We start from the raw sequence: 15,375 nt of genomic DNA, 5'->3' as shown, positions 1-15,375 counted from the left end.
CCAGGGATGGTTATCGACTACTCACTTTCAATCGCTCCACCAGCCCACTCGCTCGTTCTGTTTGAACTTTAATTCCTCGCTTCATTACTCGATCATCGGCAAATAAGCTTAGACGTTTTTTCGCACGTGTAATCCCGGTATAAATCAGTTCTCGAGTTAGAATTGGCGTAAAATCAGGCGGTAAGATCATCAGTGTATGTTCGAACTCGCTGCCCTGAGATTTGTGAATAGTCATCGCATAAGCGGTTTCATGTTCTGGCACTCGACTAGGTAGTACAGCTTTGACACTGCCATCCGGTAACTCAAAGTACACTTTCAAGCGTGGTTCGCCTTCTGAGTGATCTCGCATACAAATGCCGATATCACCATTATACAGCCCCAAAGCATAGTCGTTACGCGAGACCATTACAGGACGGCCGTGATACCAAAGCTCATCTTGCGTTTGAATCAGCTTACGAGCTGCTAAGGCTCTTTCAATACGATGATTCAAACCTTTAACGCCAAAGTCACCTTCACGAATCGCACATAACAAACGGCAACGAGCAAACTCATCAAGTACCGCTTTTGCTTTTTGCTGCTGCGTTTCTTCTTCGTTGGTGTTTGGATTGCTCTGCACGTGGTCAATACGTTTCAAGTAGTGGCTGTACTCTGATACCAAGGTTTGAATAAGCTGATTGTAATGATGGCTATCAATAGGAAAGCGAGCGATATCTTCTAGTGGCCGATTAAAAACGCCATCCACCGCTTGAGCCGAGCCATTATTGACGGCTTTTGACAACTGCCCAATCCCTGAGCGAGCATCAAAACGATAACTCTTTTTCAGCATACATAAGCTATCAGCAATCGTCGCTTGGCTATTCGTGCTGTATGCCAGTGACTCATAGCCCGTCAGTTTCGCTACCTGAGCAGCTTGTCCGTGACTGAACCCAACATGATTGAACGAGCAAATATCCCCAAGCACTGCGCCAGCCTCTACCGAAGCCAGTTGGTCTTTATCACCCAATAAAATCAATCTTGCGTGCTTGGGCATCGCATCAACCAATTTGTACATCATAGGCAAATCGACCATGGAGGCTTCGTCGACCACCAAAATATCAAGGTGGAGAGGGTTTTCACGGTTATGTCTAAATTCAGCACTGTTCGGAATTGCGCCTAGTAATCGGTGCAAGGTACTCGCATCGGTTGGAATAGATGCTTTAAGCTCATCGGAAACCGCAAGCTCAGAAACCGCTTTACCAATCGACTCTGTTAAACGCGCTGCTGCCTTACCCGTTGGAGCCACCAACTTGATAGTCGGCTGCTCACCGTGAGCTGTCGCTTGTTCAATTAACGCCGCCAGTAATTTGGTTACCGTGGTTGTTTTACCCGTACCCGGCCCACCAGAAATAACGGCAAACTTACGAGTCAGAGCAACCGCCGCTGCCACCTTCTGCCAGTTAACACAGGCCGAAAGTGGGACTAGTTCATCAAGCACCTTAAACTGCTCGATGGTTTTCGCATCTAATAGCTTTTGGCCTATGGTAGGCCAATCGAGTTTATCTTCGGCCACAACATCCAAATGGTCACATACCGTACGTTGGCAAAGCCCCATATCTAACTGACCTTGCTGGCGGGCTTTATTAATCCCTTCATAAAGGTAGCGATAGTTTCGAGCAAAGAGGTGATCCAAATGCTGTGATAGATTTTGCACTTCATCAGGCTTTAGGATCATGGGTGACCCAAAGCTATTTAAACGCTCTGCCAACGTCACTTCATAGTGCCAATAACGGTGCAAATACAGACGCTGACCATCAAAAATAAGTGGTAAGGATTCACCGCCACCGCCAACTAAATCAGCTTGATTGAGCTTCTCTACCCAATTCACTTTGAGTAATGATTCATTCAGCGCTAACGCAGACTCACCGAACAAGCCGAGTTTGGCGGCTAAATCACAGGGCTGACCTTGGCGATCAAACAGAGGTAAACAGATATGCCCTTTGCCTAGTTCGCTGCTGACCACACCAGCAATAAAGCCCAATTGCTCATCACTGGACTGCGAAGTGATAAAACGGGCGAACTGGTAATCGAGCTGTCGGATAGCGCCTTTAATCGCTAATTGCTTAAGCGTCGTGAGTAACATCTCTGAAGTAGGGTTCGCTAACATTAAAGTAACTCCATCTGGCCTGCGCTATTGTGTTTTGTCTCTATCGAGTGACCATCGATTAATTTGTCCATGTCTTCTAAGAACTCAAGACTTGGTTTGGCAGAGAAGATGCCATGCTCACTTTCTCCATCCATGCCTCTCAAGAACAGATAGTAAACTCCACCAAAATGTTGCTCATAGTCGTAATCGGCCATTCGGCTGCGTAAGAATCGGTGCAGAGCGAGCGCATAAATTTGATATTGCAGATCGTAACGGTGATCCGCCATCGCATTCTTCAGTGCTTGGCCGTGATAGTACTCAACTTCGTCACCCAGATGGTTCGATTTCCAGTCCAGCACGTAGTATTTACCTTGATGCTCAAACACCAAGTCGATGAAGCCTTTCAGCATCCCTTGCACAGGATAAAAACCAAGATCGCCCGCTTGCGCAGACAAAGTGTCGTGCCTTTGAATAACACGGTTTAATGCAGGCGCTGCTAACACTTCAATCGGCAGTAAAAACTCCATCTCGACTAGACGCTGACTTGGCCCTTTGTCATTCAAGCGAAGCTGTTTGCCATCTAACGGCGTTGCAAGTACGGTGTCCACCAGCTGCTGTAAGACTGGCAGCCAAAGTTCATCCAGCTGCTCACTTTCTAGCAAGGAGGCAATGATCGCGGTGTTCTCTTCACTGGTTGCCGGCTGCGTGAACTCAACTTCTTCAAATAGGGTGTGCAAGAACGTACCCGGGCGAGCCCCTCGTGGGAAGGTAAAGATTGATGGTTCAGGCTCTGACAACTCCTCTTCACTGCTCTCTTCAGAAGAGTCGATATCCAAATGCATCAGGTCATTAAACGCATCATCATTGTGATGAGAGCCTTGCTTAATCAAGCCTGAATAACTGGTAATACGCCAGTTGCGGTCAATTTCATTGCTCAACTCTCTTGCCGATAAGGTAGGCTGATCTTCTGACAGTACCGCAAACAGATCGCTTTGTTCTTCTGGCAGCGAAGCCAAAGCAACACTCGAACAGCCATCGACATGCTTTTGGATCGCCATGGTCAAATCGCTAATTCCGCCTTGCTGGCCATCTTGGAGTAAGTAACCCATCGCACTGTGATGTACACCGGTTGGCTCTTTAGTCGAACGGCCATTTCGCAGAGGCGCAGCGCCAATAAAACAACCGTAAACCGCACGAGTTAATGCCACATAAATCAGACGCAAGTCTTCTGCTAGGCGCTCTTTATCCGCCTGAGCCAACGACGCATCTTGAGCGGTAATGTCTAAGATGGTTTTATCTTGATTGGCGTCGTAATACTTAGCTTCACTCGCTTCTCGGTAACTGAGTACAAACGGCAAGAACACCAAATCGTATTCCAAGCCTTTGGATTTATGAATAGTTACGATCTGCACAAGGTTACGCTCTGACTCCAAACGCTGAATCTGATCTTCGCTCCCACCAAAACCGTTTTCAGCATCGCTGATCGCTTGAGCTAACCAACGAAGTAAACCGTGGTCACTGTCTAATTCTTGGCTCGCTTGCTGTAACAGTTCGCCAATGTGCATCAAGTCCGTCAGCGCTCGTTCACCACCTTCTTCTTCTAAAAGACGTTCTGCAATGTGTCGTTTACTCATCACTGAGCGCAGCATTGGCAGAACGCCTCTCTGAGTCCAAAGTTTACGGTAATCCTTAAACTCATTAATGGCAGTTTCCCACTCATTTTCATCATTGTTGAGCTTGTCGAGTGTTCCCGCATTCAAAGCGAACATTTCTGAGGCTAAACTTGCTCTCAAGGCGCGATCATTTTCTGGGGTAAGCACCGCTTGTAATAGACGCTGAATGTCTTTGGCAACTAGCGAGGTAAAGACACTATCTCGGTTCGATAAGTAAACGCTGGCAATGCCTTGTTTGGCCAACGCTTCTTTGATCATGCGACCTTCACTACCCGTTCGCACCAAGACCGCAATATCACCGGCTTGGATAGCGTGCTCTTTTTTACCATCATTAAAATGAGCTTGCTCGTTTTGCGCTGATTCAAGAATCTGCTGGATTTGATCAGCGGTAGCCTTGGTCATTGCTTTCTGATATTCCCCTTTCGGCAACGGCTTATCATCAGCATCTTGCAGCCAGTAAGTCAGGGCTGGTTGTTTTTGGCCTGCCATAGTCCAAATGCGTTTTTCAGCATTCGGGCTGTGAGCAACCGGCAAAAATGGGATGTCCTGATCATAGATGAATGGGCTTTGTGGCAACTCAAACACTTGGTTAACCGCGGCCACCATATCTGCACTGGAACGCCAGTTAGTGCCTAGCGTGAAATGCGAAGAAACCTGATTTCTCGCTTTGATGTAAGTAAAGATATCGGCGCCACGGAAACCATAAATCGCCTGTTTTGGATCGCCGATCATGAACAAACCACATTCAGGATTATTTAGGTAGATACGGCTAAAAATGCTGTATTGCAGAGGGTCGGTATCTTGGAATTCATCGATCATAGCCACCGGATAAAGGTGTCGGATCCGTTCAGTTAGCAGTTCACTTTCATCTTGGTCAATCGCCGCAGATAGGTTGGTTAGTAGGTCATCAAAAGAGAGCCACTGCTTTTGCTGTTTCGCTTTAGCCAGCATATCTCGACAATGCTCGATAGCATGAGCCAAGATTGGCGCTTTTAGGCTAATCGGCGCTGCTAAGAAATCTTCTATCGCACTAAAAACAGCATGCTGAGGCGCGGTGCCTTTCGGCGTTTTTTCTATCAATACGTTCTGAGCGAATTTTTCCAGCTTATCAGGGTAATCATAACCTGTGGTTTCTGTCGCAGCCCATAGCGACACCGCCTCTAACCACGTCGGCAGTGACTTTTTGGTGTAGCTGCGTTTATTCACATCTGATTCACTGATCAACGCTAAGAAATCGTCTTGATGCTCACGCCACAGGGCTTTCAATTGATCGATTTTGCCAAGATTCTCCTGATGCAAGTCGCTCAGGCTACCACTCATTGCCGCTACTGAAAGCGTTAGCGGAGAGCCCGTCAGGTAATTTGAAATATCCGCCAACAGATTCGCTGGTGCATTCCAAAGTCGGCGCACTTCGCCAGCCAAATTTAACGGTAACGTATAGAAGTTGCGTCGCCAGTAATCCGCAACAATTTGCGCTTTTAAGTGGCTTTCATCGGTGACAAATTCGTTGTTGAAACGGCTGCCTGATTCAAAGGCATTTTGCGTAAGCATGCGCTGACAGAAACCATGAATGGTATACACTGCCGCTTCGTCCATCTGCCTTTCCGCTTGCAGTAGGATGTCTGCCGCTTGCTTATGATCACTGATTTCTTCCAGCAAAGGCTTAATGACAGGGTCGCTGCTTTTTCCACGAGCAAACGCTAATCGAGCATCATGAATACGTGCACGAATACGATCTCTAAGTTCTGCGGTTGCAGCTTCCGTAAAGGTCACCACCAGAATCTGATCCACCGTCAATGGCACTTGGTGCTGAGTTTCAGGACTACCGTGACCCAAAAGCAATCTTAGGTATAAGCCTGCGATGGTAAATGTCTTACCCGTACCCGCAGACGCCTCGATCAATCGTGCACCATGCAAAGGAAAAGTCATGGTATTTAGCGGAGTTACCATTGACGATGCTGTCATAGAAATAATGTCCTTAGAGTGTAAAGCGGTCAATCAAATGTGATCACCGCTTAAAAATGAGACTTATAAATAAAATTGCTTTAAAACTGAGGGCTTTATGAGATCCCTCTCACAGCAGAATATTATTCTAACCGTTAGTATGCGCCCCACGTGTTGAGCAGTACTCACTGCAACAAACCAACCTAATCATGGTCCCTCTGACCTGTGGCCGTACAGCGAACGCCCTACACTATAATGATTTACTGGCGGCCACCTACTTTCTCCAAACTCGCTCCAACTCTCTATTGAAGATCTTCACTCAGCTTGGCTTCTAATCGTGGTGTTTGTAACACCAGTGCTGTCATAGTACGAAGCTGAGCGGCCAGCTCATCATTCCAATTTGGCCAGATTCGCGCGATGTAATCATTGTTGCCCTCACCTGCGGCCATAAAGCTGTCATTAAACGTGTCCGCCATTTTCTTCAGTGACTTCTCTTCATCATCAACCCAGTTGCCTCGGTTAAAGCCCGCTTCCACACTCGCTAATGCGGTTTTAGGGAAATAAGCAAGCGGCTCTGTCATGCCTTGATAGAAAAGACGTACAAGCTCTGAGAGCAATGAGTGCGCGTAATTGGCGTCGGCTATTGGTGGATACACTAGGTGAACCACGCCTTCTTTTCGATCATAACCAATCATGTGGGTACGCTTACTTACGCCCATCGCCGACATGGCAAGGTGATCAATCCAAGCCGATAAATAGTCTTGAGAACGAATTTTTCCACTGCGGTAACGAACTAGCCCCGATTGGTAGTTCTGAGTCAGCCAACCCGTTAGGTAGATTTTTTTATCTTCACCGAGCACGTCGAGGGTGAGCTTAATCTCGAGATCCTCGTCACCTTTACCACATAAGAAGGTCAGCTTTTCAACCAACTCTTCGGCTTGCACTCGATTGGTTTCAAATTCGATATCACCAAAAGCTCCCACCGGCAGTTTACCCTGAGCGCGTTGCTCTGCGACAAACGCTTGAACTGCAGCTTTAGGATCATGATGTTGCAAAAGCTTCTGCTTGAGTAAGGTATCAAGCAGTCCGTCTCGCATCTGATAGCTTTCTAAACCATTCAAAACAAATGGCTCATCGTCTTCCATTACGGGTAATGGCGGCTCAAACATCACCTTTAGGCGGCGGTTGAAGAAATACTGCACTGGTAGTCGCCAAAAACGTTGTAGTTCAACCAAATCGAGATCCAATGGGTAGGTCGCATCCAACAAGTAATCTGGCAGGCGTTGATTGAACTCTCCACTCACCTGCCCTTGTCGGTTCACCGCTGGTAACCACTCTTTGGCATAGCTTGGGTTGTTGCCAATAAAAGCACTGCTACTGAATGGCACCATCGAATGGTGAGTCACGAGTTCAGACAGAAGCTTATCTCCCGACTCGTCTGCCGAAAGCGCTTCATCCCCTTCAAGACAGTAGTTCTGATGGCAATACTCCATCAGCTCTGAAACCAACACCGACGGCACTCGCTCAGTGTTATCTTGAATAGAGCGGCCTACGTAGCTGATGTACAAGGAATGCTGCGCTGACAGCATCGCTTCTAAGAATAGGTATCGATCGTCATCTCGGCGTGAACGGTCACCCGGCTTAGTGCGGCCATTCATCAAGTCGAACCCTTCTGGTGGTACCGAGCGAGGATAAACGCCATCATTCATACCTAACAAGCAAACCGCTCTAAATGGAATCGAGCGCATCGGCATCAAGGTACAGAAGTTCACTTGTCCAGCAAGGAAGCGTTGGCTCACTCGCGTGCCGGAAAGCTTGTTTTGTAGATATTGGGTCATGATGGCAGGCGCAAGGTCTTGCTCGAATGCCGCATCGACCAGTTGTTCTTTGAGGTTGGCTAAAGTGTCTCGAATCGATTTCAACGCCGCTTCACCTTCTAGCTCCACAGTGAAGAAATCATCCAACAAAAACGTCAGGGTTTCGCGCCAAGAATCGATTGATTGAGTTTGTATAAGCTTTTGGCGGTAATCGCTGATGGTTTCAATAAAGTGCGCAAGCTTACCGGCTAATTCCGCTCCTAAACCTTGCACTTCATTATATGGCGCAAGTGCTCCTGATGCAGATTCAAACAATCCTGCCGATTCCGGCATCGCATAGCCCAGCAGCATACGTTCAATACCAAACTGCCAAGTGTTTTGCTCAGTTTCAGGTAGATCAAACTCTTCACCGGTTGCCGGATTTAGTCCCCAACGAATACCTGATTCCTCGACCCACTGTTTAGCCAAAATGAACTCGTCTTCGCTCAAGCCAAAACGAGCTAATATCGCTGGCGTTTCCAATAGCTCAAGCAGTTCAGAGGCTAGGCAACGAGTATTCGGCAGGTTCGCCAATTGCATGAAGGCATTGAGGATTGGGCTTTCTTGATCGGCGGTGCGGTCAGAAATGGAATATGGGATGAAACGTTCGCCCGGTGCGTTACCAAACACGGCTTGAATCGCTGGGCTATAGGCGTTGATATCCGCCACCATGACAATGATATCGCGAGGTTTTAAGCTCGGGTCGGCATCAAACATCGCAAGCAACTGATCGTGCAGCACTTCTACTTCACGCATTGGGCTATGACAGGCATGCAAGCTTAATGAGTTATCGCCCAAGGTTACGACTTGTTTGTGGTGACTGCTATCGAGTACATGATCATCCTGATGCTCTTCAAGGTTCAAGATATCCGCTTGAAGCTGGTGTAGAACCGTATCACGCTCAACATCGACAAAGGCTTCAATTTCGTGGGATTCAAGCTGCGATAAGAGATACATATTATCTCGACCCAGCTTACCCATGGATGCCAGCAGACTGTTACCCACCGCGTCAGTATGAAGTTCATCCAGTAAGTTCTCTTCTAGCGAGCCTTTTAACTGTTCACTCTCGCCATGTTGTTCTGAATGGTCCTGATTCCAAACCACATGCTTGCGGTGTTTTGCCGCTAAACGAGCGAGGAATTTTCTGTCACGCACTTCCCCCCAGTAATAACGACAAGGGTTAGTAAACATCAGGTGGACATCAATATGCTCACCAATCGCTTTTAGCGCATCCATGTAACGTGGTGGCAGAGACGTAATACCAAACACAAATAGTCGTTTAGGCAGGTGGTCGAAATTGCCTTGGTAACTTTCAAGGGTATCAATGAAGTGTTCGTACAAGTTAGCACGGTGATATGGCGATTGACCTAAAGCGATCGTGTGGTCGTAAAGCGCTTGCCACAAGATCGGCTGCCAAGGGTGCTCTTGTTCTAATTCAGCTACTGTTTGGCCTGCTTCCCAAGCGGCTATCCACTCAGGGCGATACACCAAGTAACCATCAAAAATATCGGCGATTTTTTCAGACAGCTGGAAAAGTTTGGAGCTGTCATCATCTTGCTCCAAATAACGTTTGAGCGGTTCGAATTCAGGTGCGGAAAGCATACTTGGAAGAATGTGCATCAGCTTCCAAGTCATTGATTCTTTATTGAAAGCACTGCGTTTAGGCACATCTGGCAGCACCTCTGTAAACATATTCCAGATGAAAGTCGCCGGTAGAGGAAAGTCAATATTGGCAGCGACACCAAACTCTTTGGCTAACTCCATTTTTAACCACTGAGACATACCTGGGCTTTGTACCAAGATTTGTTCTTTCTCGAATGGATTCGCCAGTGGATTGAGTCGAACAAGCTCAACAAGCAGGGACTTTAAAACATCCACTTGATTGGAATGGTAAACAGTAAACAAAATGCACTCACACTATTTCTCGCCGCAATTAGGGTTGAGATTAGCATAAGTGCACGGTTTTCTTGATAAATATACGCTTAGAAAAAGGCCAAAAGGTTACCCATTACTCACTAACGCACGATGAGGCTGATAGAAGTGGAAATAACGCACTGCTACGTAGCTCACCACCAATGTTGCGACCACCAGTTCCAGCAGGGCAAGAACATGGACTTGGGCAATGTACTGACTAGCAACATCAACACTTTCCATCCAATGAGCCAGTTTAAATAGTGCTGTAGAACCAATCACCATTGGGAAGGTAAACGCCGCATAACCTGGACTAAATGGCAGTCTTAACAATTTAAAAAATGCGAGGTAGATAATCGCCGTCATTAATACCGCAATCCCAAACAGTAGACCTATGACTACAGGCGATGGCTCTGCAGTTACTGTTAGGTAGCCAGCCAAAGAGAGACTTGCAGGAGCCGCCATGATCGCCATAGTTGGTTTCGCAGCGTCAGGGATCTCATGAGTAAACATAAAGCGGTAAATCATCATTGGTAACATCACTGCATAAGCCAACATACCAAAGATCAATGCACCATGAGCCACACCGGATAACGCTGGGTTACCTGAAAACGACACGTCCGCAACAATAATGCCTACCGGTGGTACAAACCAGCTTGGCACCATGTGGTGTAATTCAAACGCTTGTACTCGGTGATATAGAAAGCTCACCAAGAAGACAATGTGAAGTGCCACCGCGACCAACCATAAAGCATCACCAAGCATAGGGAAGAAATGATGCACAGAAGCCGAAACTACCATTGTTGCCATTGCGAATGTCGGAACAACACTGCCGACAACAGGGTGCGCAAGATCTTCACGCAACAGGTGGTTATGAAAGAGAAACTTCACCGCTAATACTGTCAGTAGTAGCGATGCGATAGCTGCACTACTCCACTGCGCATAGCCGTGAAACGGGGCGGCATTTTCCCAGCACCAGCCTAAACTCGCAATCCCTAACGCTAAACCCGCCATTGGGGTTGGTGCTCCCATTACTTTTTGTTTTGCTGCGTTAATCATTGTTGCCTCACAAGCTCGTTGGTATAGATGCAGTTTACGCTTGCTATATGTTTGGTTATATCTAATTATTTAAAACAGTTGTTCAGATTAACTAAACAGAAGATATGGCGACCAATATTTCCCTAAAACAGCTCAAGGTATTCACTACCATTACCCAACACAAAACGCTGACATCGGCCTCGGAAGCGTTGTTCCTTTCTAAAGCGGCGGTCAGTATGGCGCTGTCTGAATTAGAGAAGCAGATTGGTCACTCGCTGTTTGATCGCGTTAACAATCGACTGATCCTCAATCAAGAAGGACAAAAGTTACTCCCTTTAGCCGATGAGCTTATTGAGCGTTCTCAAGATATCGAGCAATTGTTTAGTCATGAACAGGGATTATCGGGAGAACTTAAGATTGGCGCGAGCGACACCATAGGCAATCAAGTCGCCCCTTATCTTCTGCGTGACTTTAGAGATGAAACAAATCACACCTCACAGAGTTTGTTTATCTCTAACTCTGCGTTAATTTGCGAGAAACTGGTCGACTATGAGCTCGATCTGGCCCTTATCGAAGGGAAAACTATTCACCCTCAACTGGTTTCTCATCAGTTCAGCCAAGATGAAATGTGCATCGTCTGTGATCCGCACTCTCCTCTAATTCGGCTATCGCCTCTGACCATTGGTGATTTGGAAAACAGCGCTTGGGTATTACGCGAAGCAGGTTCCGGTTCACGAGAGTTTTTCCTTAGAGCGATCGCACCGAGAATCGAACATTGGCATGAGTCATTTCAGCTCAACACCACCGAAGCGTTAATCAACAGTGTTTCAGCAGGATTAGGTTTGGCTTGCCTTTCTAAACTGGCTGCTGAACCTGCGATTAAAGATGGCAGACTGGTTGAACTTACTTTACCACTCGACATGAAGCGTCGCTTTTGGTTACTGGTGCATAAAGAAAAATATCAGAGCCCGCTACTCAAAGCCTTTATAGAATACTGTCACCAATGGCGCAAAGAGTCGCCACTTGGATCCCAGAACCGCTCGCTCACCTAGACTTAACTGGTCAAAAACTGTATAAAAAGCCAGTGATATTTTTTGGTGAATTTTGACTAGGGGACCAACCATGGCTGTAATCGTTAAGTACGTGGTAGAACGCAACGGAGAAGAGAAAATGACTTTTACCTCTAAAGCGGAAGCTGACGCATACGACAAAATGCTCGATATGGCTGATGAGCTATTTGCATTACTAGGTAAAAGTGAATTACTAGAAGACGAAGGCAAGCAAGAAGACTTGGCGATGTACCTAGCACAAAATAAAGAAGAAGTGCTTTACGCTCTGGGTGCAAAACGTAAACCAGCACCTAAGAAAGCAAAGAAAATTGAAGCGGTTGAAGACGCTGAAGAAGCGCAAGAAGACGCTGCATAATTTTCGCTCGACTCTAGAATTGAAACCTCAGCCAAGTGCTGAGGTTTTTTGTATTAGGGAAAACAAATCATCAATGTTTACCCTAATCTTCCTTTTCTGGGCTGCTACTATAATCCTAATTCCCAACCTGTGAGCCTTACCCATGAACTATCACATTGAAGTCTGTATTGATAACCTCGAGTCTTTACACCAAGCAATTAAAGGTGGCGCAACTCGTATAGAACTTTGCTCTTCCCTCGCTTTAGGCGGACTTACTCCAAGTTTCGGCTTCATGAAAAAAGCAGCCCAAATATCTATCATCCCTGTTTATGCCATGATCAGGCCAAGACAGGGGGATTTCCTTTACGATCATGATGATGTTGAAGCCATGCTGCTTGATATTGAAGCGGCAGCAGAAGCCGGATTGCAGGGTGTCGTATTAGGTGTGTTAACCGCTGAAGGCCAAGTCGATATGACCGTTGCTCAAGCCCTAGCAGACCGAGCTAAACTTTACGGGTTAGGCATCACCTTCCACCGCGCGATTGATCAAAGCAGCGATTGGCAGCAAGCTCTTGAAGATGCGATTTCCCTTGGTGCAGAGCGCATTTTAACCTCAGGTTTAGCGGCTAACGTTGAACTAGGCACAGAGATTCTAAAAGAGATGGTTAAGCGTGCCGATGGACGCATCTCTATTATGGCAGGCGCAGGGTTAACCGCTGATAACGTGCAGAACATTGTTCATGCAACTGGGGTTAGAGAAGTTCACTTATCAGGAAAAAGCACTCGCCCAAGCCACATGCTCAATATCAGTGAAGATGCCAAAATGGGTAATCCAAATATTGATGATTTCATTGTTCCTGTCACAAGCAGCTCAGCGATTGAAAAGGTCGTCAAAGCGCTGAGTTAATGTTAAAAAGGAATAAATACAGAGGGTAACGAGCCCTCTGTGGATTAACAAAGAGTAGAGTGGAATATGGCAAAGGATTTGTTTTACAGCCTTGATTTGAATTTACTGCGAACGTTTCTGGTTCTCTCCCAAGAGCTCAATATGCGTAAAGCCTCTCAACGTCTGTTTGTCTCACAGCCCGCGATCAGTCAAGCTCTGCAGAAGCTTCGTCATCATTTTGATGACGAGCTGTTTGTCAAAGTCCCATCAGGCTTAGAGGCCACACATTTTGCTGACGAACTTGCTGAGCGCATCACCCCGCACTTAGACGGCTTAGCCAGCGCACTCAATACTTCACAAGCATTTGACCCTAGCCAGTATGACTCGAAAATCAAAATCGCCCTTTCGCCAATGGTGTTAGGCTGTTTATCGGGCACCCTATTCCATCAATTAAGAGAACAAGCGCCTTTAGCTGAAATCGAGCTGGTCGGTTGGACACAAACAACATTGGAAGACATTCACAAAGGCGAGGTACTACTAGGAATAAACTATGATTTGGGCGCATCAAAAGGTATCTCCCTCAACCATCTCATAGATTTAAAAGGAAGAATATTCGTCCGCCAAGGCCATCCAATAACCAAAAAAGTCGCCACTCCAAAAGACTTTGATGGTTTTGATATTGCTTCTTTTATCGTCCCAGGTTGGAACGACAAATACAGTGTTGCAGAACAAATAATGAAAAGCTCAGGGCTGAAAAGTCGTGTAGGTTTTCGTTCAGAGATGATAATCGCTATTATCGACGTGGTTCAGCACACCGACATGTTTATGCCTCACTCTAATTTGTTCCCTATCGATCAATACCCCAACTTAAGAGCAATTGATGTTGATATTGACGAAGGTGTACGCACCATGAGCGTTTTTAGTCAGTACCACTTAAAAAATCGTAACAACCCTCTCATTCATTGGCTCAATAGCGAAATTCAAGCCGCCCTCGAATTTCAGGCCAATAAAGTCGACTCCATCCTTGCAACATAGGCTGATAATAAGCCTTTCTTATCACCGAGATAAGTAACCACCATTAGAGCAGCAATTACTTATTAACAATAATACCCGCAGCAAATGGTTCAGCAGGGGAAATCGCTGAATAGGGTACGGTTGTTTTTAGGTATTGTCTTACTCTCTCGACAGTTCTAAATCCGCTCTTCCCTAGCCAAAGGAATGGCCTTCTTTATTCACTGGCCTTGAAGCAAACAAGCATTCAGCCAGTCAATCTTGTAAGACTTTTAGGTAGCGGATTATGAAAAAATCTCTTATTGCTTTAGTAGTGGCTGGCTCATTCGTGCTTGCTGGTTGTTCGTCTTCAGGCGGTTCAGGTACCAGTGATCGTGACGTCGATCCTGAGTGGGGCGTAGATACCACCCCTGATTGGGGACAACCACCAGTTCAACCTCCAGTTGATGACACTCCTGATTGGGGAGGCGTAACTCCACCACCTGTTCAGCCACCAGTTGATAATACGCCAGATCGACCTCAACCCGACTTTGGAGAGACACCAGACTGGGGCGTAGATACCACTCCAGACTGGGGCGTTGTTCCACCACCAGTGCAGCCACCTGTAGATGACAATACACCAGATCGCCCTCAACCTGACTTCGGCGACACTCCTGACTGGGGTGGTGTGATTGGTGATATACAAATTGACGGCGATGGGGTTATTCGATTTGAAGGTAATCAATATCAGTTAATCGGTTATGATGAGATGGATCGAGAATATATTATTCGTGACGCTGAAGGTGAACTTGCATACGCTCGTATCACAGATGATGGCCGAATTGCAGTTATCTACAAACAACAAGTTTTCTTCTTCAATAGCACTCGATTCGCCTTTACCCCTGACTACGATTTCGATGTTGATACTGGATTGGATTATGTCGCAAAAGATGACATTACCAGCATTCTAAACCTACAAAAAGAAGCGATTAAGCAACTTAACCAAGACGAACTAATTGGTGAGTATCTTAAATACGCTTCGGGTATCCATTACGACAAAGAGAAAATGGAAAAAGCAGCATATGATGTAGCGGCTCACTACCTTCTAAGCGATGACGAACTTGATACCCAACATAAACTGGGCGTTCTAGCGTTCTCTTTCAATGGAAACGTATCAATCGCTCACTCAATTGTTGTCGATGCTCTGAAACATATCGAAAACACAGCAACAGATTCAGAGAAAGAACAAGTTCTACGTCATATTAATGACCACTTAGGTTCTGAGCATGAAAGCATCCAGCAAGTCTACCAAGCCGTATATAAGCATGGACAAGATATGCTCGACCGATTAGGCGTATCTGGCAACGAAGGCAACCGCTATGCGATTGCATTAGTTCGTAATGTGCAGCTACATGGGTGGGATCATGTCAAGAAAAAGCTAGAAGAACTAAGACCAAGCACTCCTCTACCAACACAAATGTCGACCCCGCAGCGCAACATCGATCAAAACCGAGTTCGTGGCGATATCCGCAGTCGAGTATCTAAGTAAGT

9 protein-coding genes are annotated in these 15,375 nt (G+C 46.3%); 5 read left to right on the top strand and 4 right to left on the bottom strand.

Annotated features, from left to right (window positions below):
• Positions 1-10 precede the first annotated feature (10 nt).
• The 4 genes from recD to EJ063_RS12545 all read right to left on the bottom strand — a co-directional run bounded on the left by recD (position 11) and on the right by EJ063_RS12545 (position 10,565).
• Positions 11-2,143, bottom strand: coding sequence for an exodeoxyribonuclease V subunit alpha (gene recD / locus EJ063_RS12560; protein ID WP_126574626.1), 2,133 nt, complete (start codon positions 2,141-2,143; stop codon positions 11-13).
• Positions 2,143-5,760 (bottom strand): exodeoxyribonuclease V subunit beta, encoded by a 3,618-nt coding sequence (recB, locus tag EJ063_RS12555; RefSeq protein ID WP_126574625.1) that lies wholly within the window; start codon positions 5,758-5,760, stop codon positions 2,143-2,145. Before recB ends, recD begins: the two co-directional genes overlap by 1 nt.
• A gap of 281 nt (positions 5,761-6,041) precedes the next feature.
• Positions 6,042-9,500 carry an exodeoxyribonuclease V subunit gamma gene (recC, locus tag EJ063_RS12550; protein WP_126574624.1) on the bottom strand — a complete coding sequence of 1,153 codons (3,459 nt, stop codon included), beginning with the start codon at positions 9,498-9,500 and terminating at the stop codon, positions 6,042-6,044.
• A gap of 96 nt (positions 9,501-9,596) precedes the next feature.
• Positions 9,597-10,565, bottom strand: coding sequence for a TDT family transporter (locus EJ063_RS12545; protein ID WP_126574623.1), 969 nt, complete (start codon positions 10,563-10,565; stop codon positions 9,597-9,599).
• Between the two features lie 104 nt (positions 10,566-10,669).
• Between EJ063_RS12545 and EJ063_RS12540 the strand changes: the two genes are divergently transcribed.
• The 5 genes from EJ063_RS12540 to EJ063_RS12520 all read left to right on the top strand — a co-directional run bounded on the left by EJ063_RS12540 (position 10,670) and on the right by EJ063_RS12520 (position 15,373).
• Positions 10,670-11,596 carry a LysR substrate-binding domain-containing protein gene (locus EJ063_RS12540; protein WP_126574622.1) on the top strand — a complete coding sequence of 309 codons (927 nt, stop codon included), beginning with the start codon at positions 10,670-10,672 and terminating at the stop codon, positions 11,594-11,596.
• 70 nt (positions 11,597-11,666) lie between these two features.
• Positions 11,667-11,969: a YebG family protein gene (locus tag EJ063_RS12535; RefSeq protein ID WP_126574621.1), complete on the top strand. Its 303-nt coding sequence runs from the start codon at positions 11,667-11,669 to the stop codon at positions 11,967-11,969.
• Positions 11,970-12,111: 142 nt separating this feature from the next.
• Complete coding sequence (locus tag EJ063_RS12530; protein ID WP_126574620.1) at positions 12,112-12,855, top strand: copper homeostasis protein CutC; 744 nt, start codon at positions 12,112-12,114, stop codon at positions 12,853-12,855.
• Positions 12,856-12,921: 66 nt separating this feature from the next.
• Positions 12,922-13,869 (top strand): LysR family transcriptional regulator, encoded by a 948-nt coding sequence (locus tag EJ063_RS12525; RefSeq protein WP_126574619.1) that lies wholly within the window; start codon positions 12,922-12,924, stop codon positions 13,867-13,869.
• Between the two features lie 262 nt (positions 13,870-14,131).
• A complete protein-coding gene (locus EJ063_RS12520) occupies positions 14,132-15,373 on the top strand; it encodes a hypothetical protein (RefSeq protein ID WP_126574618.1) in 1,242 nt (413 codons plus the stop codon).
• Positions 15,374-15,375 lie beyond the last annotated feature (2 nt).

This window comes from Vibrio aquaticus (assembly GCF_003970385.1).
Lineage (GTDB): Bacteria > Pseudomonadota > Gammaproteobacteria > Enterobacterales > Vibrionaceae > Vibrio > Vibrio aquaticus.
Note: the sequence above shows the minus strand (reverse complement) of the source record. Positions and strands in the feature narration are given on the sequence as shown.

Bases quoted from the DNA above. Each gene is read 5' to 3' on its own strand.
- recB (WP_126574625.1), bottom strand. From the start codon at position 5,760: ATGACAGCATCGTCAATGGTAACTCCGCTAAATACCATGACTTTTCCT.
- EJ063_RS12525 (WP_126574619.1), top strand. From the start codon at position 12,922: ATGGCAAAGGATTTGTTTTACAGCCTTGATTTGAATTTACTGCGAACG.
- recD (WP_126574626.1), bottom strand. From the start codon at position 2,143: ATGTTAGCGAACCCTACTTCAGAGATGTTACTCACGACGCTTAAGCAA.
- EJ063_RS12520 (WP_126574618.1), top strand. From the start codon at position 14,132: ATGAAAAAATCTCTTATTGCTTTAGTAGTGGCTGGCTCATTCGTGCTT.
- EJ063_RS12540 (WP_126574622.1), top strand. From the start codon at position 10,670: ATGGCGACCAATATTTCCCTAAAACAGCTCAAGGTATTCACTACCATT.
- EJ063_RS12530 (WP_126574620.1), top strand. From the start codon at position 12,112: ATGAACTATCACATTGAAGTCTGTATTGATAACCTCGAGTCTTTACAC.
- EJ063_RS12545 (WP_126574623.1), bottom strand. From the start codon at position 10,565: ATGATTAACGCAGCAAAACAAAAAGTAATGGGAGCACCAACCCCAATG.
- EJ063_RS12535 (WP_126574621.1), top strand. From the start codon at position 11,667: ATGGCTGTAATCGTTAAGTACGTGGTAGAACGCAACGGAGAAGAGAAA.